Raw genomic sequence first — 23811 nt, 5'->3', positions numbered from 1 at the left:
TGTCAGAAACGTGCGTTTTTCTCCCATTCTCAAGGAATAAGAATGAGCAAGCGCAAAAAAAGATGACCCGCAATGGGGTCATCTTTTTTCGTTCTTTTATTTTTCAAAGCCTTCTGCAACTGCTTCGGGATAGTTTTCTTTGACGATGGTTGCACAATGCCCACAAAGTGTTGGCAGTTGCTCTTCTACACCAACATCTACCCGGACTTGGCGACAACGTTCACATACTTCCCCTTCGGCTTTTTCAACTAAGATCGCCACATCCTCAAATTGATATGCCGCTTCAGGAGCTGCTTCACCGACTTCTTTGATCGTTAAGAAGTCTGGTGAAATGATCAGCAGTTGTGCAATATCTGAATCGATAGCTTTTAGCAATGCCGCAACTGGCTCAGTTGGATAAACAGTGACTTTCGCTTCAAAGGACTTTCCGATCAATTTTGCATTACGCGCTTCTTCTAATGCTTTTAAGACATTGTCACGGAAATCAAGGAAGGCCCGCCAAAGATCGAGCAGTTCTTCTTGGTTAGCAAATGTATCATAGCCAGGGAACTCCGCTAACTGTACGTATTCCTCTTCTTCTTTCAAGTGTGACCAGATTTCTTCTGCGGTATGCGGAATGATCGGTGTCAATAATTTCGTCAATGCAACCGCTGTTTGATAAAAGACAGTTTGCATAGCACGGCGTTGGAAATCATTTTCAGCTTCGATATAAACGACATCTTTTGCAAAATCCAAATAGAAGGAAGACATATCGACTGTCAAGAAGTTGATGACTGTCCGGTAAATATGCAAGAAGTTATATTTTTCATAGCCATCTTCCCGAATCGTTTTGATCGTTTGATTCAAACGAACCATCATGTATTTATCGACAGAACGCAAGTTTTCAAAAGGTACGCTGTCTTTTGCTGGATCAAAATCACTCGTGTTCGCTAATAAGAAACGCATGGTATTGCGAATCTTCCGATAGACTTCTGACACTTGATTCAAGATATCCATAGACACTCGGACATCCGCTTCGTAGTCAACACTGCTGACCCAAAGTCGCAAAATATCCGCACCCATTTGATTGATCACTTTTTCTGGTGCAATGGTATTACCAAGAGATTTACTCATCTTGCGACCTTCGCCATCTAAGGTGAAACCTTGAGACAAGACGGCTTTATATGGTGCGACTTCATTGATCGCAACACTAGTCGTGATACTTGAGTTGAACCACCCACGATATTGGTCAGAACCTTCCAAGTACATGTCAGCTGGGAACGTCAATTCAGGACGTTGACGTAACACGGCTTCGTGAGAAGAACCTGAATCAAACCAAACATCCATGATGTCAGTCTCTTTCGAGAATTTGCCATTTGGTGAGCCCGGATGCGTGAAGCCAGCTGGCAGTAATTCTTCTGCTTCTTTTTCAAACCAAATCGTTGAACCATGTTCAGCAAACAAGTTTGCCACATGCTCGATCGTTTCAGGCGTAATGATGGCTTCGCCGTTTTCTGCATAAAAGATTGGCAACGGAACGCCCCACGCACGTTGACGAGAGATCACCCAGTCGCCGCGGTCGCGAATCATATTGTATAAACGAGTTTTGCCCCATGGAATGATCCAATCTACTTTTTCGATTTCATCCAAAATATTTTGACGGAACTTATCAATAGACGCAAACCATTGTGGTGTTGCCCGATAGATGACTGGTTTTTTCGTCCGCCAATCATGTGGATAGCTGTGAGTAAAGAAGTTTAGTTTTAGTAGGGCTCCTTTTTCTTCTAAAAGCTCAGTGATCATTGGATTGGCTTTGTCATAAAAGACCCCTTCAAATCCTGGTGCTTCTTCTGTGAAGACCCCACGGCTATCGACTGGTGATAAGACATCTAGACCATATTTTTTGCTGACGATGTAGTCATCTTCCCCGTGTCCTGGTGCAGTGTGGACCAAACCAGTACCGGCATCCAATGTCACATGGTCCCCTAACATCAATAGAGACGTACGATCATAAAAAGGATGTTGTGCCGTCATTTTTTCCAATTGATCGCCAGCCAATTCTTGTAATACTTCGACAGATTCCCAACCGATCTCATTCGTCACGGTTTCTAATAAATCTTTTGCCACGACGAATTTGCGGCCATCGGCCAAGATTTGAACATAGGCAAAGGTTGGATTCACAGAGATTCCTAGATTCGCTGGTAAGGTCCATGGCGTCGTCGTCCAGATAACAAAAGATGTATCTGAATCAAGCAAATCTTTGCCATCTGCTACTGGGAAAGCCACATAGATCGATGGTGATTTCACATCTTTGTATTCGATCTCAGCTTCTGCTAATGATGATTCACTAGATGGTGACCAGTAAATTGGTTTCAATCCTTTGTAGATGTAGCCTTTTTCTGCCATTTTTCCGAACACGCGGATTTCTGCTGCTTCATAGTCTGGTGTCAATGTGATATATGGATGATCCCAGTCACCAGAAACGCCTAAACGTTTGAAATCAGCTCTTTGTGTATCCACTTGTGTCAAAGCATATTCTTCACATTTTTTCCGATATTCTGCCAAGCTCATTTCTTTGCGCTTGATCCCTTTATTGGTCAGTACTTGTTCGATCGGCAAACCATGAGTATCCCAACCAGGTACATAAGGTGAACGGAAACCTGACATCGATTTGGAACGTACGATGATGTCTTTGCTGATTTTGTTCAATGAGTGTCCAATATGGATGTTTCCATTCGCGTAGGGAGGGCCATCGTGTAAGACAAAGGTTGGCTTGCCTTCATTTAATTCTTGACGACGTTGATACAATTGATTTTCTTCCCATTCTTTTTGCCAATCCACTTCGCGGTTCGGCAAGTTGCCTCGCATTGGAAAAGCGGTTTTTCCAAGATGCAGTGTTTCTTTCATTTTCATTCTTGTTTCGCTCCTTTTCGTCTCTCAACGTTTTGGTATAGTTTCAAAATCCATCGACTCGATCAACCGATTGCTTCTATTGAACCTGTCAAATGGATTGGTTGCCATAAACTCAATGCATTTAGGATTCACTGATTGTTAACAGTTGATCAGCGTGATTCCTAATTTGGTTACTACGCTCCCTATGGTCGCCTAGTACTGTTCATCATCTATTCTGTCTTGCTTCGCAAGCCAATCATAGTGATTCTTAGTACGGTTACTACGCTCCCGGCGGTCGCCTAGTACTGTTCATCATCTATTCTGTCTTCCTTCGTAAGCCAATCATAGTGATTCTTAGTACGGTTACTACGCTCCCTATGGTCGCCTAGTACTGTTCATCATCTATTCTGTCTTGCTTCGCAAGCCAATCATAGTGATTCCTAGTATGGTTACTACGCTCCCTATGGTCGCCTAGTACTGTTCATCATCTATTCTGTCTTGCTTCGCAAGCCAATCATAGTGATTCACAGCAAAAAACACGTCCGTCCCTGGTAAGGGACGAACGTGTTCGTGGTACCACCCAAATTTTATTGTCGGTTGACAATTCTTTGATGATCGGTAACGGGATCAGGCGTCGTTCTCTACTCGAGTCTTTGAAAAGTCAGCTCTTTCAAGAACGCAACTCACAGATGATCTGATTTCTTACAGGGTTTTATTTGGCTTCCACTCTCCCAAACTCGCTTGAAAAATATAAGAAATTTTTCTGTTCTGTGTCTTAGTTGTTATCTGTCTTGTTCAATTCGTCTAATAAGTTTCTCGCATCATCTAATGTTTTCACTTCAGGGCTTTCACTTACATCAACGATTTTTTCATCTGATTCAACAATGTCCACATCAAATGTTTCCACTGCTTCTGAGTTTACTCCAGAACCATTTTCACTGTCAAGTTCTTTTGACAAAACTTCTCTGATCACTTGGTGGGAATCTTGTACATAGCTTGAAAATGGCGCCAAAATTTCTTCCCACTCAGGACTCTTCACTTGTTCTAATTGCGTTTGCAACATAACTAATAAGTTGTTATGGAAGACTCTGGTTTTCTTCTTCAAGTCATTTGTTTCTGTCGCCAATTGACGGGCATTGTCGGTTGCATCCGTCAAAATCTCTTTGGCTTTTTCTTCCGCTGAGGTCATCAAGGCATGCGCATGTTTTTCTGCAGTAGCAACCATTTCATCCGCACGGTTTTGAGCAGAAGTAACGATTACTTCTGATTCTTTGCTTGCGCTTGTTTTTACTTTATCCGCCGTATCTTGAGCCACGATAATGGATTGATTCAAGGCATCTTTCAATTCATTGAAATATTCAAGTTTTTCTTCTGCGTGTTTCAACGATTTTTCTAACTCACGATTGCGTTGAACGGCTTCTTCATAATCACGAACGATCATATCCAAGAAGTCATCGACTTCATCTTGGTTGTAGCCTCTCATTTTTACTGAAAAGTTTTTATTTTGAATGTCTAATGGAGTTAATGCCATATTCTATACACCTCTTTGATTTATTTACGTAATACACCTAATAACAATCTAACTTTTTCTTTTTTCGTGGTTCCTTCTAACCCCTGTATTTGAATCCGACCAAATCCTCTTACCGAAATGATATCCAGTAAATCCAGAACAAAATCTGGTCGTAATGCTTCTGTCCAGTTTACTTTTACTTTTCCTGATTCGATCAACTGTTTCGAACGCTGGCGTGAGATGTTGTATACGGCAGAGATCACTGTATCAAGACGCAATGAGCTAACCGTTTCTCTTTCCTCGGTCCAGCCATCTTTAGGCACGATCAAATCGGTATATTTTGTTTCTTCCAATCGAACGGATACGTTGCCGATTTTATCCACTTGGAGTTGAATAAAATGACTGACTTCAGTGGCAACGAATACTTGCCATATTTCACCATCGGAAAGAATGTCTCCAAAGTATTCCCTCTTGACTCCAGTCCCCATTAATGTGCCTAAAACTTTTCCATGACTCAACACCGTAAATTTTTTCGGGTATTGAATCGTAAATAAAGTCATGTCAAACTCATCGGTGGTGGGCTCATAGTAATCGGGATAAATCAAACAACGTCGTCTCTCAGCAGCTTCATATCCACCAAAAAAGCGGAAACTTAAATCCGTTGATTGACGAATCAAGCTTTCTAAGATATACGCTTGTCTCGGATCTAAAAAATCAGTCAAGTAAGGCGCATACTGCATTTGCACTTGTTCGATCCATCCTTGAGCGGAATCAATAAAAGGGCGTTCATCGTTTCGAAAATGTTGATAGACATTTGCGTTCACCGATAACCACCCCTTACGTTAAAATAAAATTGATTGTAAGATCAATATCAATGCTTGTGATGCTAGCTGTAAGACAATAATTGCAAATGCAATCGTAAAATCGATACCAGCAAAACTTAATTTCAATCGATCAAATAAACTCAAATACGGTTCACACACTTTTGCTAAGAAACGGCCAAAAGCGGACTGATACCCTCCTGGAAACCAAGACAAAAGTGCATAGATCACTAATAAAATGGTATACAGATAAACAGCATCACTCAGTAATTTAACGAATCTCAAGAATAAAATTGGCGTTCCTCCTCACTTTAGATATCAAAAAAATTGGTATCTGCTAATGTTTGGGCAGTGCCTTCAATTTCCATACCCTTAGGCGTGCAAAGAAAAATTTCATCGCCAACACGCTTGATATCACCATCTTCAGCGTACACTGTTCCTGTTAAAAAATCAACTATTCGACGAGCTTGGTACTCTTCAATTAAATGAAAATTAACAAGTACAGCATCTCCATTGATGACTTGCTTCGCAATCCCCATAGCTTCTGAATAAACGCGTGGTTCTACGATCGTTATTTTTCCAGCCATTTGTGGAGAAGTTTCTTTTGCTTTTGTGTCTTTGACTCTCGTATTAGTTCTTTGTTGCGCCATTGGAACGACTTTTTCTTCCGTCTTAGGCACCGATCTTACTCGTTCAGCCGCCGCTGAGGATTGTTGATAGGCAGCAGTTTGAGGCTGCTGTCTGTATTGATAGGCTTGATTTTGTGGTTGACTTGTTGTATAAGAAGCCGCTTGGCTAGAAGCACGCGTACTCGCTGTTGTTCTAGGGGCGGTAAAAGCTCCTCCTTGGTTCACAGCTGGTTTCGCTGCCGTGCGTGCCGGTTCTTCAGTGGCAAATGTTTCTTCATAATAATCTTCTTCGTCAGTCAATCCAAAAAAATTGGTCAGTTTCTCTTTGAGCGACATCGGTCAACCTCCTTTTTTATTGAAATAATGCTGTTCCTACACGAATAAATGTTGCGCCTTCTTGAATCGCAATGGGAAAGTCATTACTCATTCCCATACTCGTTTCTAAGCAAGGGGCATGTGTAAGATGCAGGTCAGCGATCTGTTGTTGAATCCTTTTTAATTCTTTGAAAATCTGATGCTGCTCGTCTTTGGAAGCAGTGAGCGGGGCCATCGTCATCAATCCAACAACACGAATTTTGTCGAACGAAGCGAGTGCTTCAATAAAAGCCACCACCTCTTCTACGAAAATCCCTTGTTTCGTTGCTTCCTGCGAAACATTCACTTCCACAAAGCAGTTGATCGGATGCTCTGCTCGTTTTTGAATTTCTTGTGCCAGTTTGATTGAATCCAACGCATGGAAAAAATCAATCTCATTTATAACTGATTTTACCTTTCTGCGCTGTAAATTACCAATAAAATGCCAACGGACATCTGGGTAATCAGTTAATGCTGCCTTTTTTTCAAGTAGCTTTTCTACTCGATTTTCTGCACAATCACGCACACCATTTTCTAGAAGTTCTCTTGTCGTTTCTGTATCGACGGATTTTGTCACAGCTGTCAAACAGACCTCACTGGCATTTCTAGAAACAAGAGCACAGGAGTCCTGTATCTCTTGCTGGATCTTGTGCAAGTTCTCAGAAATCATGTGCTCTGCCCCCTAGCGTTTACGACGGAAAAATGGTGGTGTGCTTAATTCGTCGTCATCATTCGAGCGTACTTCATCACGGCTGAAGGTGTCGAATTCTTTCTTTTCTACATTTTCAAATGTGTTTTCTTCTACTTTAGGTCGTACATTTTGTTCTTTACGGATATCCCAATCACCAAAACCATTGCTTTCTTCTGCTTGTGCAGGACGCGCTTGGTCCATATCTAAGGTTGGTTTTTGTGGGATAGAATGAATTTGGCTTTGACTTTGTCTGCTAGAGCGAGACCCACGTTCTTTTTTAGAAGGGTCAATGCCAGTTGCAATGACAGTCACACGGATTTCATCGCCTAAGTCTTCATTGATTGATGTACCTAAAATAATATTTACATCACCTGTTGCCGCATGAGCGACGATATCAGAAGCATCTTGTGCTTCAAATAAAGTCATGTCCAATCCGCCAGTGATGTTCAATAGCACTTGTTCAGCACCATCGATCGATGTTTCTAGCAATGGTGAAGAGATTGCTTTTTTCGTTGCTTCGATCACGCGTTCTTCGCCGCTAGCAACACCGATTCCCATCAAAGCGGTGCCTTGATTTTCCATCACTGTTTTCACATCAGCGAAGTCTAAGTTGACATAGCCAGGTGCAGTGATCAAGTCTGAGATCCCTTGAACCCCTTGACGCAAGACATTGTCTGCTTCACGGAATGCTTCAAGCATTGGCGTTTTCTTGTCAACAACTTCTAACAAACGGTTGTTTGAGATGATCAATAAGGTATCGACATTCTCTTTTAATTTAGCGATTCCTTCAGCAGCAAAACGGCCGCGTTTTGGTCCTTCAAATGTAAACGGACGAGTAACGACGCCGACTGTCAATGCCCCGATTTCTTTGGCAATTTTAGCTACGATCGGTGCAGCACCGGTCCCGGTTCCGCCACCCATACCAGCGGTAATGAAAATCATATCTGCGCCTTCTAATGATTCACGAATAGAATCTTCACTTTCTTCTGCTGCTTTTTGACCAACTTCTGGTTGTGAACCAGCACCAAGACCACGGGTATATTTAGGGCCTAATTGAATGACTGTTTCTGCTTTTGAATTTTTTAATGCTTGAACGTCAGTGTTGGCTGCAATAAATTCTACGCCTTTGACATTTTCTTCGATCATACGATTGACTGCGTTGCCGCCACCACCGCCGACTCCGATGACTTTGATCACAGCGCCGTCATTGATGTTATTATCAATTGAAAATTCCATAGTTTATCTTCCTCCTGAGAATCGTTTTAGATTATTCAAAGATATTTGAGAAGAAATCTTTTACTCGGTTTGTGATCGACTCACCTTTTTTCTCTTCTTCTGTTTCTTCATAAGTTTCTTCTGGAGCTTCATATTGTTCGTAATGCACTTCTTGTTGTTGAATGGCAACGGGCTGTTGCGCGACTGTTTTTTCACCAGTGATCGCACTTTTGGCAAGCTGATAGACTTCGCTTAAGTTTGCTGAATAGTCAACGATACTGATTACATTGGTGAATACAGGATTTCTAAGTCCCATATGATTAGGAACGTAAAGCTTAACGTTTGTTTCGAATACTTCTTGAGCCAAATCTACGACACCCGGCAGGCTTGCAGCACCACCAGTCAAAATCACGCCACCTGGCAAATCAAGTCCATCAATTTCATCTAAGACTTCTTTTGATTTGGTAAAAATCTGTTCCATACGTGCTTCGATGATTTCTGACAAATAGCGTTCATCGATCTTCACAGGTTCTGATTTCCCAATCACATCCACTGGAAATTCTTCACTAGCGGACGTCCGTTCAGGATACGCATCCCCATAATTGATTTTTAATGCTTCTGCATTGTTGAAGGAGGTATTTAAAACTGTCGAAATGTCTTTTGTGACAAATTCGCCACCCTCTTGGTTCACATGGGTAAATTTCAATTGCTTGTCGTGCATCGCTGATGTCGTCGTTTGGCCGCCGCCGATGTCGATAACGATCGTACCAAAATCTTTTTCACCATCAGATAAAATCGATTCTGTCAGTGCTAATGGCGTAATGACTACTTCATTAACGATCAGACCAGATTTTTCCACACATTTACGAATGTTGTGAATGATGGTTTTTGGTCCTGTATAAACCACACCAAACATCTCTAGGCGAACACCGATCATGCCACGAGGATCTTTGATCCCTTCAAAACCATCCACTGTAAATTCTTGCGGTAAGATAGCAATGATCTGTCTTTCAGGAGGGGTTGAACGTACAAGTGCTGCGGAAGCAACATTGCGGACGTCTTCGTCGGTGATCTCTTTTGATTCACTGTTGACAGCGATCATCCCTTGACAATTTTCCACTTCAAGAAGATTGGCTGGTACACCAACACTTACACTGCGAATTTGAATTCCTGCTTTTTCTTCTGCTTGTCTTACTGCTCTTTGAATGGCTTGTACCGTTTTATCGATATCTACAATGATGCCACGGTTGATTCCTTCTGATTTTGCATTTCCTACACCAATGATATTCATTTGGCTGTCAACGTATTCGGCTACTACAACTTTTACAGATGTCGTACCGATATCAAGGCCAACATACATTCCCGTTTTTGCCATGGATGGGGTTCCCTCCTACTTAAATTGGATATATAGCGAACCATCACAGTCCGTTTTTAGAGTTCATTCGAATAATTTGTTCACTGTTACCAATTCTACCATATAATGGCGCTTTTTAGAAACAAGTTAATGAAAAAAACTCTTGAATTTTTCCTAAGAATCACTATCAGCTGTTTGATTTTCGTCTGCATCGTCTTCTTGTGTATTTGAAATTGGATAAGTAAAGATCCCAACTTCCATATCCACAATACTGTCCTCGGTCAAATCTTTGGCAATTTGCGGATAATACTGCATTTGACTCACCATATTTGAGATATTGACAATCACTTGATTGCCATCATTCATAAAGAGAGTTAACAGTTCATCATTGCTGTCACGGGGGGTGTATTTGATTTGAGAAATGCCATCTCGAATTTCTGAACTTAATTCTTGATAGGCACTGAGTGTCGCCTTGATTTTGTCTTCAGCCGAAAAATTTTCTAAAACCGGCAATCCTTCCTCTGGCTGCTCACTGATATCATCCAAAACAGCGCCATTTTCCAAAACTGGTGCATAGCCGCCATCTTTGGCTAATAAAGCCACTTCCTGGAATTCAGTGACAGTGATATCAAAACGATTAATACCAGATAAAGAAATAGAAGCATTTTTTATGCGCGGCAATTCTTTTTTGATTGCTGCTACACTCTGATTCCGTTCAAAAAATTGCGGCCACATCTCTTCATTGACGGCTAGGTCAGAATTTTTGAGAATCGCTTCTGCGGATACTTCTTGATTGCCTTTGACCACCACATTAGCCAAACGACTAAGCGGCGAAACAAAATACAAAACAATCAGCAAAGGAATCATCAGTAAACCGATAATCAGCGCTAAACGGCGAATCAATACTTGATTGCGGTACGCCTTTAGATTAGGTAGCCGATCAGCAAAGGAGCGAGCCTTTTTTTCTGGCTCAGGCAGCTCTTCTTTCCCAGCGTCGGTTTCTTCTATCGCTTGTTCTGCTTCAAAAAGTGCTTCTTCTGCCAACTCCTCTTCATCTTCATTCGCTTCTTTCATGTCTTCTGTTTCTTCAGAAGCGGGTGAAGACCAAGCTGGCTGATTGCCTTTTTCTTGCAAATATTTTAGATTTTCTTTTTGCCAAGGGGTCAACTCTTCCGTTGACGAGGGGGTTTGATCATCATGAGGTGTTTTGTCTTTACTAATGATAATCGCTCCTTTCTATCCCACACATTGTACTATTTGATTACCTCTTGCACAAGTCGAAATAATCGTTCTGAGGCATCGCTGATCCCTTGTTCTTTTGAGGCTTTGGCCATCTTACTACGAAGGGCTTCATCTTGCATGATACTATCTACTGCTTCCACGAGGTTTTGGCTGTTTAGTTCATGATCGGCAATCATTTTGACTGCTCCTGCATTAGCTAAACTTTGGGCGTTCTTTGTTTGGTGGTCATTAGTCACATAAGGGCTAGGAATCAGAATTGCTGGAATCCCTAATGCCGTAAATTCGGCAATCGATGTGGCACCTGCTCGTCCAATCAACAAATCACTATTTGCCATCACTTCTGCCATTTGATCGATATAGGGACGAATACTGATATTAGGGAAAGCATCTTTTGACATCCCGATTTTTTCTTCGATCTCTTTGTAATACCTTTCGCCAGATGCATAAAGTAACTGATACTCTTTTTGAGCAAAAAGCGGCAGCGCATCAATGATCGCTTGGTTGATTTTCAGAGCTCCTTGACTCCCACCAAAAACCAAAACCGTTTTTTTCGCCGGATTTAAATCGTAAGAAGACAAAATCGTCGACTTTTGACTATTCCGTACTTCTTGCCCCCTGGGATTGCCCACAAGCACCGTTTTCTTCGCTGGAAAGTATTGAGAAGCATCGTGAAAAGCAATGGCGATTTTATCCACATACTTGGTTAGAAACTTATTGGTGATTCCAGGAACACTATTTTGTTCATGAATAATGGTAGGTATTTTCAACTTCGCTGCAGCAAAGACCACGGCGCCAGAAACATAGCCGCCGGTGCCAATCACCACATCCGGTTGAAACTCCTTGATGATTTTCTTTGCTGCATAATAGCTTTTCATGAAAAGCTGGATCGTTTTTACGTTATCAAAAGACAGCTTACGCTTAAAGCCTTGGATCTCTAACGTTTTAAAAGGAATACCTGTTGGAGGGACGATTTTATTCTCTAAGCCCCTTGTTGCACCAATGTATAAAAATTCGGCTGTCGGGTCAATCTCTTTTACGTAATCGACAAAAGACAACGCTGGATAGATGTGGCCGCCAGTACCGCCGCCAGTCACAAGTATTTTCATGTCCTTCACTCATTTCTATTTAAGTTCTGCTACTGCCGCCATAAATTTGTCGCCGCGAACTTCAAAATTAGGGTATTGATCCCAACTTGCATTCGCCGGTGACAATAGAATCGTATCTCCAGCAGCACTTAAAGAAAAGGCAACTGGGACGGCTGTTTCAACATTGTCTGTCATTTCAATCGTTTTTACGCCAGCTGCTTGAGCGGCTGAGGCTAATTTTTCTTTTGTTTCTCCAAACACTACGATAGCTTTGAGTCCTTTTAGTGCTGGAACCAACTCATCAAAACTGTTGCCACGGTCCAAGCCGCCTGCCAATAAGACCAATTTCTCATTGTCAAAACCGCCTAAGGCCATTTCTGTTGCTAAGATGTTGGTTGCTTTGGAATCATTGAAAAATTTCACCTGATTGATGGTGGTGACATACTGGGTCCGATGAGGTACCCCAGTGAAGGTTTGCAACGCTTGTTTGATTGCTTCGTTTGGCATATTGCAAAGTTTTCCAACAGCGATCGCCGCTAAGGCATTTTCAATATTGTGTGCCCCTGGTACGCCAAGTTCCTCCGCTGCCATAATTGCTTCTTCTTTATAGTAGAGCATCCCATCAAGCATATATGCTCCTGCTACTTTTTCCTTGGTGGAAAAAGGAATGATTTTCGCCTTTGATTTGGCCGACAGTGCTTCTAGTTCCGGTTGGTTCCAGTTGATCACTAAATAATCGTCAGCGGTCATTCGTTGTTGCAAGCGCCATTTTGCTAAGACATATTCCGGGCGACTACCATGGTAATCGATATGGGCTTCATATATATTCGTGATGACAGCGATTTTCGGCCGTAAGGTATCGATTCCCATCAATTGGAAACTTGAAAGCTCCATCACCAAGCGATCTTCAGGCTTAGCTGTTTGAGCAACGGAACTTGCAGGAAACCCGATATTTCCAGAAAGCAATGCCTGTCCTTTTTCCATTCCAGCATTCAAGACATTGGCGATCATAGTCGTTGTGGTGGTTTTTCCATTCGTACCAGTAATACCGATAATCGGCGCTTCAGAGATTTGATACGCTAGTTCCACTTCCGTGATCACAGGAATTTTTTTCTCTAAAGCTTTTTGAACAAGAGGTTGTGAATAGGGGATCCCTGGATTTTTAACGACTAGCGAAAATCCTTCATCCAATAATTCAATCGGGTGGCTGCCAGTGATCACTTTGACCCCTAAAGCCAAAAGATCTTGTGCTTCTGGATTTTCAGCAAATGGCTTTCCGTCATTAACGGTCACAAGTGCGCCCAAATCATGTAACAATTTGGCCGCACTGAATCCACTACGCGCTAATCCTAGCACAAGAACTTTTTTATTTTGATATGTTGTAATTTTTTTCATTTTCTTCATCTCCTACCATACAAGGGCTATTGTGAGCAACGAGCAACCTAACGCGATACACCAAAACACAGTGTCGATCTTCCACTCAGACCATCCGCTCATTTCAAAATGATGATGGATGGGTGACATCTTGAAGATTCGTTTGCCTGTTAATTTGAATGAGGCAACTTGCAGCATCACGCTTGCTGTTTCACAAACATAGACCAGTCCGACAAGCAATAGGGTCCATTCTTGGTGTAAAAGAATCGAGATAGCTGCCAGCAGACCGCCTAAAGCCAGTGAGCCGACATCCCCCATAAAGATTTTTGCCGGTTTGCGATTGTAGGGAAAGAAGCCGATCAATCCGCCGATGATCGCAAGACAAACGATTAACACATCGATTTGATCTTGTCGCCAAGCAATCAGTGCGTAAGTTGAAAAAGAAATCGTGCCCAGTCCTGCGACTAGCCCATCGATACCGTCCGTCAAGTTGACTGCATTTGAAAAACCAACAAGCCAAAAAATGACGAACAAGCCATAAAAAATCGATAGCGACACGTCTATCCCAAAGAAATTCAGTACATCCGCATTGCCTTCGGATCGGAAAACAAAGTAAAAGACGAGTCCGCCTAAAATCTGTCCAATCAGCTTTTGCAACGAGTTCAGCCCCATATTTCGTTTGCGGAAAATCTTGATGAAGTCATCAAGAAATCCTAATGCACCATAAACCAAGGTAATGAACAAAAGAATGAACAATGAAGCAGTCAATTGATTTTGCCATGCTCCTACCCAGATGGCAGTGATCATTGCAGAAATCAAAAATACAAACCCACCCATCGTTGGTGTACCGGCCTTTACATTGTGCCATTTGGGGCCGTCACCACGTATTTCCTGTCCGTATTTCTTCATTTGAAAATAGCCGATAAACAAAGGCATTGTGGCTGTTACGATCGCAAAGCCACTTGCCAAAGGTAATATCATCTCTGTCCATTCCATATTGTTCTCTCCTATTTATTCGTTTTCACTTAGTGTAAACTTGATCGATTGTCCTGATAATTCGGTGTATGGTTCCACGCTTTGTTTGGTACAATAGCCGTTTCCTTCAAAACTGACGTCTACATTCAGCAGACTACCAAATTTGATTAAGTCTGCTTTTGACCAAGAAGTCGTATCCGGCATATAGTACTTATCGCTGTCGGTAACGAGCAGTACCCGTCCGCCAGGCATGATCGAAGTTCCACTGTCAACCGATTGGGCAATGACTTTTTCACCATCCCCGATGACTACCGGGATCAATCCAGCTTTTTGAACATCCGTTGCAGCCGATTCTGTATCGAGATTGCGATAATCCCCCACAGTTGTTTCGCTACCAGATGTTGTGCTTTCTTCTAATGCAGAGTTTTTCAGATCCATGACCCGTTTCATCAATGGATTGGCAATTTCACCCAACACGGTGCTTTCGTGCTTCTCTGGTAATTTAATCGTCAAATACAAAATGTATTCTGGTTCTTCTGAAGGAAACATCAAAACAACGGAATATAGATAATTGGTGCCACCAGACAAATACTTACCGGTTGTTGGATCGGCTACTTGGGCCGTCCCTGTTTTTGCAGAAATGTTGTAGCCAGGTAATTCATAAACGCCATAGGCACTTCCATAATTTTCACTCTCGACAACATCACGCATATATTCACGGACCTCTGTTGCAGCCTCTTTTGTGATCGGATGGCCGACCTCTTCTGGTTGCGTGACCGTTTCTTCTCCAGTATTGCCATCAACGATTTTACTAATAAATTGTGGTTTCAGCATCGTTCCATTATTTGCGACCGATGTGAAAGCCTGCATCATTTGGAAATTCGTCACACCAATCGCTTGACCAAAGGAAGTCATCGCTTGGCTGACAGGATTATCTTCTGGGGTGATTCCAGTATTTTCGTTAGGCAATCCTGAATAGGTGCTACGGCCAAAGCCAAATTCTTTTAAGTATTGTTGCCAACGATCAGCCATCCGCTGCTCCAAGGTCACCATTCCGATATTACTGGACCATGAAAGAGCTTGGCGCATCGTCAGTGTTCCTTTTTGACCAAAGTCCCAGTCATTGATGGTTGCATCGTAAAGTTTTAATCCATCAGGACTTGGGGTAAAGGTTTCGTTCTCATTGAAGATGCCTTGATCGATGGCAGCTGCTGTCGTCAAAATCTTCATGGTTGATCCTGGCTCATAGTTGTCTTCAACTAACAGATTTTGCCAATCATTGATCGAATCCAAATTTTCTGGATTGTAGGTTGGTCGTTGCGCCATCGCTATGATTTCGCCGGTTTTGGCATCCATTAAGTTCGCTGTTAAGTTTTCTGGTTTGTTTTCTTTAAAGACGCTGTCCATCAGCGTTTCCAAATAGCTTTGGATTCGACTATCGATGGTGGTATAAACGTCTTTTCCGTCAACGGCTGCGACGGTCTCTGCTACTGTTCCGGGCAGCGGGTTTTGATTGTTATCTTTTTGATAAACGATCTCACCATCAGTTCCCGATAATACATCATTGTAAGCAGCTTCCAACCCAGTTTTGCCGACTAGACCAGTATCGTCATCATTGGCAACAGCATACCCGATAAAGTGAGAAGAAAAGACCCCATTCGGATAAAGGCGAGCTGGATGGCTATCAAAATGGAAGCCGGCAATATCTTCTTTTTCCATTGCATCTTCGATCGCATTTTTTTGTTCTAATGTAATATTATTTCCCTTGCTCCCAAAAGAGACCCGCCACAATTGTTGCTCAAGGCCATCCTCTAACGTATTGACTGCTGTTTCTTGATCAATGGACAATACATCTGACAAAATTTTGGCCAACTTATTGAAGTTTGCTTTTTCTGCAAAGAGATTTTTGTTGCCATCTTTGTAATTCTGATTCAAAACAGCATAAATGGAATACGAGGTCACATCTTCGGCGATCGGAATCCCATTACGGTCATAGATTGTTCCACGTTTCGCTTTGATCACTTCGCTGCCTTCATAAAGATTTTTGGTCTTTTCTGCTAATGAAGTTCCCGCGACATCCCCGACAATGACGATATAGCTCAAACGCGTGACAAACAAAAAGAACAATCCAATACTCGTAGCAAAGAGAATAATACCTACTTTTTTGCGATTGTTCGTTGTAGTTTGATTGTTCTTTTTTAAGTATTGCTTGAATTTATCTGTTAACTTCATTTAGTCCACTTTCCTTAAATTGCCATCATCAATCGACAATCCATTATCCTCAGCAATCTTTTGGATGCGCTCGGTTTTAGAAAGTTCATTTTTCTCTTGTTCCAACTGTTCTGCTTGTGTTGTTTTCTCAGTGATATCCGATTGGATCAAGGAAATATCATGCTCAACTTGGCTGATATTGGTCCGAATATTGATGGTCAAGATTGCCAACGTCAATACAGCGATAATCACAAAGGCAGCAATCAGTTTTTCTAGAGTAGAAATACTTTTTAACCGACGAGCCGGAGATGCTGGTACACGGATGACCTCAGGACGCTGGGGATCAGTAGGCAGTTTTTCAGTTGTCGGTTCAGAGTGATCCAAAGGTTGTGATTCAAGAGGTTCTCTGAATTCATAGTCATGAACTTTTAGTTCTGCCATAGTTGTTACCCTTCGCTTTCCTTGATTTTTTCCGCGATTCGTAGTTTCGCACTACGAGAACGATTATTTTCAGCTACTTCTTCCTCAGTAGGAAGCAGTGGTTTTCTTGTTATAAGTTTTAGTGTTGGTTGAAATTCTTCTGGTATCATCGGCAGACCTGGTGGCATATCCTTTGGTGTACTGTATTCCTTGAACATCGATTTCACAATGCGATCTTCTAATGAGTGGAACGTGATCACACTGACACGTCCGTTGACTGCTAAAAGATGAATGGCTTGTTCAAGTGATTCTTCAATTACACCTAGCTCATCATTGACTGCAATTCGAATGGCTTGGAAAACCCGTTTTGCTGGGTGACCGCCCTTTCTTCTTGCTGGAGCTGGAATGGCTGTTTTGATGATATCGACCAATTCCCCTGTTGTTTCGATGGGATGATCTTGTCTCACCCGCTCGATTTCCCGAGCGATTTGTTTTGAGAATTTTTCTTCTCCATAACGGAAGAAGATTTTGACTAATTGATGGTAGTCGAATTGATTGACCACTTCATAGGCAGTCAATGCTGCAGTTTGATCCATCCGCATATCCAGCGGTGCATCTTGGTGGTAGCTAAAGCCACGTTCGGCTTCATCTAATTGGGGTGAGGAAACACCTAAATCATACAAAATACCATCGACTCGGCTTACGCCGTGTTGATTCAATGCTTCCTTTAAATAGCGGAAATTACTTTTAATAAACGTGACCATCCCTTTAGCAACATAAGGTGCTAAACGTTCTTTTGCATGGTCGATGGCGGTTTGGTCTTGATCAAAAGCAAAGAGATGTCCTTCTTCAGACAGTTGTGACAATAAATATTCACTATGACCAGCTCCACCTAATGTACAATCGACATAGACGCCTTCTGGACGAATTGATAATCCATCAACGGTCTCCTGTAGCATAACGGTGTAGTGTTGAAAATCTGCCATGTGTTTTTTCCTCTTCCTATCAAGCCTATAAGCCAAAGTCGATCATTGTTTCAGCAATTTCATCAAAGTTTTCTTCTGCTTCTTCAGAGAATGCTTGCCAACGCGTTTCATCCCAAATCTCGATTCGATTTGAAACCCCGATGATCACGCAGCTTTTAGTAAGGTCTGCATGATTTCTCAATGTAACAGGGATATTGATTCGTCCTTGTTTATCGATCTCGCACTCTGTTGCAGCAGAATAAAAGAAGCGGACAAATGTCCGAGCATCCTTTTTCGCTAAAGGCATTTCGTTTAGTTTTTCTTCAAGTTTTTCCCATTCAGATAAGGGGTAGCCAAATAAACAGCCATCTAATCCACGTGTCACAACAAATTTTTCTCCGAGTTTTTCTCGTAGTTTTGAAGGGACGATTAGTCGGCCTTTTGCATCTATCGAATGTTGAAATTCTCCCATAAACATCGATAAATAACCCCCGATCTCCACCTGATATTCACAGTCTACCACAATCCCCCACTTTCTACCACAAATTATATGAAATTTGAAAGGGAAGTTGTTTGACTTTTCTTTACCAAATGAACAAAAAGAGGGAATCAGACTCCTTAAAGTCTTTAAAAAAACTTTAAGCAAAAAAATGGACGTTTATCAAGGGGCAAAACACTATAAGTAACTTACGATATTTAGAATGATCAAAACGACATGAAAGATGATCGTAAATAGAAAAATACTGCGCCAATACATCTTAAAATAGCGACCATATTGGATCTCTTCATAGTAGTACGCCTGAAAGACGGCCAGTAGAATGCCTAATAAAAAAATGGAGATCAAATAATACAATGTGATTGCTTGATCAAAAGTATATTTTGATAATTGATGAATCCCCACCATTAAAAATGGTACCGCTAAATCCGGTGCCTTCACATGGAAACGATCATTCAACGAAAGTGCAGAAACGATAAAACGACAAGCAAAATAAACGAGCACAGGAAAAATATACCAAAACAAAACGATTGGATTAAATCCAGACATACAGCAAAATCCTTTCTAACAACTAGTGTCACTATACTTTATTTTCTTTACATCCATGTTTCAGTTCTTTTAAAAATCTAAGCCGGAATAAGACAGCCATGAAATTTTTTAAGGAGGCTCTTATTTCAACAACTAACTTTTGAAAGTTTTAAAGAATGTATTTCTTTACCTATTAAAACAGAAGGGCGTAGCTTCAACAAGCCTATCTTGCCATTCTAACGAATTTTTTTATAGTGAAATTGAAATTTTCTTAATTTCTCCTTGGATCAACTTGAGTTCTTGAGAAATTGAGGGTAAACTGTCACTAGAATAACTCTAAAAGGTGGATTAGAATGAACGAGAAAAAACCAAAAAGTACCTTTGCAAAAATCACGCAAGTCGTGATCTGGACCATGCTTATTCTCACTGTCGGCTCGATTTTCTTAGCAGCGTACACAAGTATTATGGGTTAATCCTATTAAAAAATGCCCTTTTCCAAAATGATGGCTTCCATCTTTTGGAAAAGGGCATTTTTTTACAGTAACGGTGACACAAGACGTGCCAGGCCTTCCTTGATCTTGATCGTCAATTTTCTTTGTTGATACGCTTCGATCGTTAACGGTTTGGAATCGATCGAATCCGCCAGAAACGCTTCTTTTGTTTGAGTCGCAAGTTGCGCATCATAGATAATCGTATTGACTTCAAAATCTAAGCGAAAGGATCGAACATCGATATTTGCTGAACCAATCGATACAAGTCCACTATCTATAATCATCGTTTTCGCATGCATAAACCCTTTCTCATAGGTTTCAATGATTGCACCAAAATGAAGCAGCTCAGCCGCAAAGGAATAGGTCGCCCAATATACCAAGGGATGATCCGGTTTATTAGGGATTTGGATATGGACTTTCACCCCAGAAAGCAGTGCCAACTTTAAGGCATTGTGAATAGCTTCATCCGGAATATAGTAGGGCGTTTGGATTAGAATTTCTTTTTTGGCTAAATTGATCATTTTCAAATACGTCATTTTTATTTCTTCATGTTCCGTATCAGGACCACTAGTGATAACTTGGGCTGCGACTGTCCCCGCTTGTTTGATTTCAGGAAACAAAGAAGGATCATATTTGATCTCCAAGGCATGTTGTGAATTCCAATCCATCAAAAACCGATTTTGCAGCGAATAGACAGCTGAACCGGCAATTCGCAAGTGATTGTCTCGCCAATAGCCAAATTTTTCCACTTGTCCTAGATATTCATCTCCCACATTAAAACCGCCTGTATAACCAATCTCACCATCAATCACCACGATTTTACGATGATTCCGATAATTGATTCGCGGATTGACATAAGGAACGAACAAAGGAAAGAAAAAGGCAATTTGCCCGCCATGCAGACGCAATTCATCAAAAAACTTCAATGATACCTGGGTACTGCCCCAAGCATCTAACAAGACTCTTACTTTTACGCCTCGCTTTGCGGCTCGTACCAATGCTTCTTTGACCTCATTTCCCAATGCATCACTGCGATAAATATAATATTCCATATGAATGTGATTTTTTGCCTGTTCGATATCCGCGATCAAGGCATCAAATTTCTGCCGCCCATCGGTATAAAGTGTCATGCTATTGGCTGTCGTATAGAGGGATTGACCAAAGACCGTCAACAGATAGACTAACTGCTGGACTTCTACTTGAGCAGTCGGCGGATGCGGAAACAAATGACGCGCGAGCGCTTGTTTTTGTTCTTCTAATTCAACGTTTAGACCAATCTTTGCTTGTGAGCGCATATCGAAAATCTTTTCCTTGGAAATTCCTCTACCAAAGAAAAAGTAAAGCACAAAACCAACGATTGGGATGAACATCAAGACCAAAAGCCAGGCCCATGTCTGAGCAGTCTGACGTCTCTCTCTGAAAATGATAATGATTGATAACAAAATATTAACTATAAATAAAATGGTTACCAAATTATCCATTACAACCATTTTTCCACCTCTTCCCCGATTTCCCGCTACTAAAGCATATCAAAAAATAGTACCTAAAGTAAAGAAACACTGTGATGAAACAAAAAAAGCCGATCTGACGATCGACTTTAATAAAACATACGTTTAGAATTTTAAAAATCGGCGCATTGATAAGACGGAACCAAGCGAACCAATCACGATACCAATCAGTGCCATCACACCGCACACTTGTATTAGAAACATATTTGGTGCAATTAAGCTGTAATTTGAACGTAGCAAGGATGGATTGACCATTGCATAAACTTGATGATACCCGAAGTACATCAACGCAATTGGGACAATTGATCCTAAGAGTCCGATCCAGCCTCCTTCAAGGAAGAATGGCCAACGAATGTAGCCGTTTTTCGCCCCAACCAGACGCATGATTTGAATTTCTCTTTGACGGGACAAAATCGTGATCCGAATCGTATTAGAGATTAGGAACATTGCCACAAAAATCAGTAAGACAGCAGCAGCTAAGCCCCAAGTCCGCACAGCCGCAGACAATTCAAAGATTCGGTCAGAAGAGTCTCCACCGTAATCGGCTTTAAAGACATTCGGCAAATCCCCAGCTTGTTCTGCGATCTCTGTCGTATACTCTGGATCTGTGGCACTTACAACAAATACGTTATACAGTGGATTACTGTCGCCTTCGAACAAGTTCCATGAATCCCCCATGGCATCCTGGATCTTCTGCAATTCTTCGTCTCGACTAGAAAATGTCACTTCTGAAACGTTCGGCAGATCATTTAAGGCCTGTTCTAAAGCATCCATGTCTTCTTGTTCTGTACCAATATCAACGAAAACCGACACGTCCACATTCTCACGAATATCTTCGGCTAGTTTTGTTGCATTTAAGATTACACCTAGAAAAATACCGACTAATGTTAATGTGATCGTCACGGCACTCAATGACGCGATAGTCATCCAGCCGTTACGCTTTAAACTTTTAATACTCTCCAGGAGATGACGGAAAAATGTTCTAATCATCGTAACCATATTCTCCTTCCGCTTGGTCGCGAATAATGCGGCCATTCTCAATCGCGATCACGCGATGACGAATCGTATTTACGATCGTACTATTATGGGTCGCCATAACGACCGTTGTTCCTTGTGCATTGATTCGATCAAGCAATTTCATGATTTCCCATGAGTTTTCAGGATCTAGATTTCCGGTTGGTTCATCCGCAATCAATACCTTCGGTGTATTTACGATGGCACGAGCGATCGACACCCGTTGTTGTTCCCCACCGGAAAGTTCACTTGGAAAGACCCGAACTTTATGTTTCAGTCCGACCAAATCCAAAACTTCCATCACCCGTTTTTTGATATCACGGGGTTTGCGTCCGATAACTTGCATTGCATAAGCAACATTTTCAAAGACCGTTTTCCGCGGTAAAAGTTTGTAGTCTTGGAAGACCACGCCGATTTCCCGGCGCATCAAAGGGATCTCACGGTTTTTCATGCCGACCAAATCATATCCTGCGACATTCAAAACGCCTTTTGTTGCTCTTTCTTCTCGATACATCAATTTGATAAAGGTTGATTTTCCGGCGCCGGATGGTCCAACGACATAGACAAACTCCCCTTGATCAATTGAAATCGAAAGGTTACGGATAGCAGTCGTACCATTAGAGTACTTTTTCATTATATCTTTCATTTCTATCATACAGCTATCTCTCCATCTCAAATTTTCATTCTGGCTTATTATAGCATGAATATATTTCACCTTGCTTTCAACAGATTACAATTGTGTTTCAATCTGTTTAAGTCATACCAGGTTATTTTTGATTCAGTTTCAGCTTCAAATAGGCATCGATAAAGCCGTCCAAATCGCCATCCATGACTGCCTGTACATTCCCAGTTTCGAAATTCGTTCGGTGATCTTTGACCATTGAATAGGGATGGAAGACATAAGAACGAATTTGCGAGCCCCAGCCGATCTCTAATTGCTCGCCTCGCAAGGCTGCTGCTTCTTGTTCTTTCTTTTCGACTTCTAATTGATACAGCTTAGCTTTCAACATCCCCATCGCTTGCTCACGGTTTTTCAGCTGTGAACGCTGGGCTTGGCTAGCGACCACTGTACCTGTTGGAATGTGAGTGATCCGCACAGCAGATTCGGTTTTGTTGATGTGCTGTCCACCAGCGCCGCTTGCGCGGTACGTATCGATCTTCAAATCATCTGAGTTGATCTCCACATCGATCGCCCCATCTAATTCTGGCATCACATCCACCGAGCAAAATGACGTATGCCGTCTCTTAGCAGAATCAAAAGGTGAAATACGGACCAAGCGATGCACGCCTTTTTCCGACTTCAAATAGCCATAGGCGTTGTGGCCTTTCACAAGTAATGTGACACTTTTGATCCCCGCTTCATCACCGGCTTGATAGTCCAAAGTTTCCACCTGATACCCATGTTGTTCACAAAAACGAGTATACATCCGTAACAGCATGCTGCCCCAGTCTTGCGACTCGGTACCGCCTGCTCCCGGGTGCAGCTCGATGATGGCATTGTTTCGATCATAGGGTTCATCTAACAACATCGACAATTCATAAGAAGCCATTTTCTCATTTAACTTACCGATTCGCGCATCAAGTTCTGCTTCCATTTCCGGATCGGCTTCTTCTTGAATCATTTCCAACATCACTTCGAGTTCTTCCAATTCTTCTGCTAGCTGATTGAATTGATCGTAAGTCTCTTTGTTGGCATTGTTGGCGTTAATGACTTGTTGAGCTTTTTCTGAATCATCCCAAAAGGTAGGATCTGCCATTTGGTGTTCCGCTTCCGCAATGTCCTCTTCTAACTGATCTAAGTCAAAGAGACCCCCTAAAACTGATTATTTTTTCATTCATCTGGGTCAATTGATTCCGAATATCTGCGATTTCCATTAAAATTCCTTCTTTCTTTTTTTCTTACAAACGAAAGTAGACTGGACAAAAACGTCTGCCAGCCTACTCTCACCTTTTTCAAAACTTGTTACATATTTTTCCCGTGGCAATTCTTGAATTTTTTCCCGCTTCCGCAAGGACAAGGATCATTGCGGCCCACGTTTTTGAAACTTGGCGCTTGG

The 23811-nt window shown here is 41.8% G+C and carries 22 protein-coding genes and 1 pseudogene; 1 reads left to right on the top strand and 22 read right to left on the bottom strand.

The window, feature by feature from the left end; all coding sequences use genetic code 11:
- Positions 1-96 precede the first annotated feature (96 nt).
- From ileS to IGJ26_RS04255, 17 genes are all read right to left on the bottom strand, one after another.
- Positions 97-2892, bottom strand: a complete 2796-nt coding sequence (ileS, locus tag IGJ26_RS04335) for an isoleucine--tRNA ligase (RefSeq protein ID WP_086299197.1) — start codon at positions 2890-2892, stop codon at positions 97-99.
- 754 nt (positions 2893-3646) lie between these two features.
- Complete coding sequence (locus tag IGJ26_RS04330) at positions 3647-4402, bottom strand: DivIVA domain-containing protein (RefSeq protein ID WP_005237274.1); 756 nt, start codon at positions 4400-4402, stop codon at positions 3647-3649.
- Between the two features lie 20 nt (positions 4403-4422).
- The gene (locus IGJ26_RS04325; RefSeq protein ID WP_005237275.1) at positions 4423-5205 is read right to left on the bottom strand and encodes an RNA-binding protein; all 783 of its coding nucleotides are present in this window, start codon (positions 5203-5205) and stop codon (positions 4423-4425) included.
- Positions 5206-5223: 18 nt separating this feature from the next.
- Positions 5224-5487: a YggT family protein gene (locus IGJ26_RS04320; protein WP_005228822.1), complete on the bottom strand. Its 264-nt coding sequence runs from the start codon at positions 5485-5487 to the stop codon at positions 5224-5226.
- Between the two features lie 26 nt (positions 5488-5513).
- Positions 5514-6167, bottom strand: a complete 654-nt coding sequence (locus IGJ26_RS04315) for a cell division protein SepF (protein WP_005237276.1) — start codon at positions 6165-6167, stop codon at positions 5514-5516.
- Positions 6168-6183: 16 nt separating this feature from the next.
- Positions 6184-6855, bottom strand: a complete 672-nt coding sequence (locus tag IGJ26_RS04310) for a YggS family pyridoxal phosphate-dependent enzyme (protein WP_008377340.1) — start codon at positions 6853-6855, stop codon at positions 6184-6186.
- 12 nt (positions 6856-6867) lie between these two features.
- Entirely contained in the window at positions 6868-8112 is a 1245-nt protein-coding gene (gene ftsZ / locus IGJ26_RS04305; RefSeq protein ID WP_005237278.1) for a cell division protein FtsZ, read from the bottom strand.
- A 31-nt stretch (positions 8113-8143) separates the two neighbouring features.
- Complete coding sequence (gene ftsA / locus IGJ26_RS04300) at positions 8144-9466, bottom strand: cell division protein FtsA (RefSeq protein ID WP_005237279.1); 1323 nt, start codon at positions 9464-9466, stop codon at positions 8144-8146.
- 153 nt (positions 9467-9619) lie between these two features.
- On the bottom strand, positions 9620-10612 hold the full coding sequence (locus tag IGJ26_RS04295) for a cell division protein FtsQ/DivIB (protein WP_430599892.1): 993 nt from the start codon (positions 10610-10612) through the stop codon (positions 9620-9622).
- A gap of 86 nt (positions 10613-10698) precedes the next feature.
- On the bottom strand, positions 10699-11793 hold the full coding sequence (gene murG, locus IGJ26_RS04290) for an undecaprenyldiphospho-muramoylpentapeptide beta-N-acetylglucosaminyltransferase (RefSeq protein WP_005237281.1): 1095 nt from the start codon (positions 11791-11793) through the stop codon (positions 10699-10701).
- Positions 11794-11808: 15 nt separating this feature from the next.
- A complete protein-coding gene (gene murD, locus IGJ26_RS04285; protein ID WP_005237282.1) occupies positions 11809-13167 on the bottom strand; it encodes a UDP-N-acetylmuramoyl-L-alanine--D-glutamate ligase in 1359 nt (452 codons plus the stop codon).
- 12 nt (positions 13168-13179) lie between these two features.
- Positions 13180-14142, bottom strand: a complete 963-nt coding sequence (gene mraY, locus IGJ26_RS04280; protein ID WP_005237283.1) for a phospho-N-acetylmuramoyl-pentapeptide-transferase — start codon at positions 14140-14142, stop codon at positions 13180-13182.
- Positions 14143-14157: 15 nt separating this feature from the next.
- Positions 14158-16353: a penicillin-binding transpeptidase domain-containing protein gene (locus IGJ26_RS04275; protein WP_008377336.1), complete on the bottom strand. Its 2196-nt coding sequence runs from the start codon at positions 16351-16353 to the stop codon at positions 14158-14160.
- The gene (ftsL, locus tag IGJ26_RS04270; RefSeq protein WP_008377334.1) at positions 16354-16773 is read right to left on the bottom strand and encodes a cell division protein FtsL; all 420 of its coding nucleotides are present in this window, start codon (positions 16771-16773) and stop codon (positions 16354-16356) included.
- A 5-nt stretch (positions 16774-16778) separates the two neighbouring features.
- Positions 16779-17738, bottom strand: coding sequence for a 16S rRNA (cytosine(1402)-N(4))-methyltransferase RsmH (gene rsmH, locus IGJ26_RS04265; protein ID WP_008377332.1), 960 nt, complete (start codon positions 17736-17738; stop codon positions 16779-16781).
- Between the two features lie 25 nt (positions 17739-17763).
- Positions 17764-18195 carry a division/cell wall cluster transcriptional repressor MraZ gene (gene mraZ / locus IGJ26_RS04260; RefSeq protein WP_005228792.1) on the bottom strand — a complete coding sequence of 144 codons (432 nt, stop codon included), beginning with the start codon at positions 18193-18195 and terminating at the stop codon, positions 17764-17766.
- A gap of 198 nt (positions 18196-18393) precedes the next feature.
- A complete protein-coding gene (locus tag IGJ26_RS04255; RefSeq protein WP_005237289.1) occupies positions 18394-18762 on the bottom strand; it encodes a DUF3397 domain-containing protein in 369 nt (122 codons plus the stop codon).
- Positions 18763-19094: 332 nt separating this feature from the next.
- Here IGJ26_RS04255 and IGJ26_RS04250 point away from each other — a divergent pair, with 332 nt between their 5' ends.
- On the top strand, positions 19095-19214 hold the full coding sequence (locus IGJ26_RS04250; RefSeq protein ID WP_005237290.1) for a DUF4044 domain-containing protein: 120 nt from the start codon (positions 19095-19097) through the stop codon (positions 19212-19214).
- 62 nt (positions 19215-19276) lie between these two features.
- Here the strand turns inward: IGJ26_RS04250 and cls are convergent, their stop codons facing one another.
- The 5 genes and pseudogenes from cls to IGJ26_RS04225 form a co-directional block, all read right to left on the bottom strand.
- Complete coding sequence (gene cls / locus IGJ26_RS04245) at positions 19277-20722, bottom strand: cardiolipin synthase (protein WP_005237291.1); 1446 nt, start codon at positions 20720-20722, stop codon at positions 19277-19279.
- A gap of 123 nt (positions 20723-20845) precedes the next feature.
- On the bottom strand, positions 20846-21730 hold the full coding sequence (gene ftsX / locus IGJ26_RS04240) for a permease-like cell division protein FtsX (protein WP_005237292.1): 885 nt from the start codon (positions 21728-21730) through the stop codon (positions 20846-20848).
- On the bottom strand, positions 21723-22409 hold the full coding sequence (gene ftsE / locus IGJ26_RS04235; protein WP_005237293.1) for a cell division ATP-binding protein FtsE: 687 nt from the start codon (positions 22407-22409) through the stop codon (positions 21723-21725). Before ftsE ends, ftsX begins: the two co-directional genes overlap by 8 nt.
- Before the next feature lie 112 nt (positions 22410-22521).
- Positions 22522-23629, bottom strand: a protein-coding gene (gene prfB, locus IGJ26_RS04230; RefSeq protein WP_101495161.1) for a peptide chain release factor 2 whose coding sequence is annotated in 2 segments (ribosomal slippage) — positions 22522-23556 and positions 23558-23629 — 1107 coding nt in all. Because the reading frame shifts where the segments join, the coding sequence is not laid out codon by codon here.
- 88 nt (positions 23630-23717) lie between these two features.
- Positions 23718-23792, bottom strand: a pseudogene (locus IGJ26_RS04225) (SEC-C metal-binding domain-containing protein); the annotation flags it as partial.
- Positions 23793-23811 lie beyond the last annotated feature (19 nt).

Origin of the sequence: Enterococcus sp. AZ095a (assembly GCF_050546735.1) — a bacterium.
Classification (GTDB): domain Bacteria; phylum Bacillota; class Bacilli; order Lactobacillales; family Enterococcaceae; genus Enterococcus_D; species Enterococcus_D entomosocium.
The sequence above is the reverse complement of the archived record's forward strand: the minus strand, read 5'-3'. Positions and strand labels throughout refer to the sequence as shown.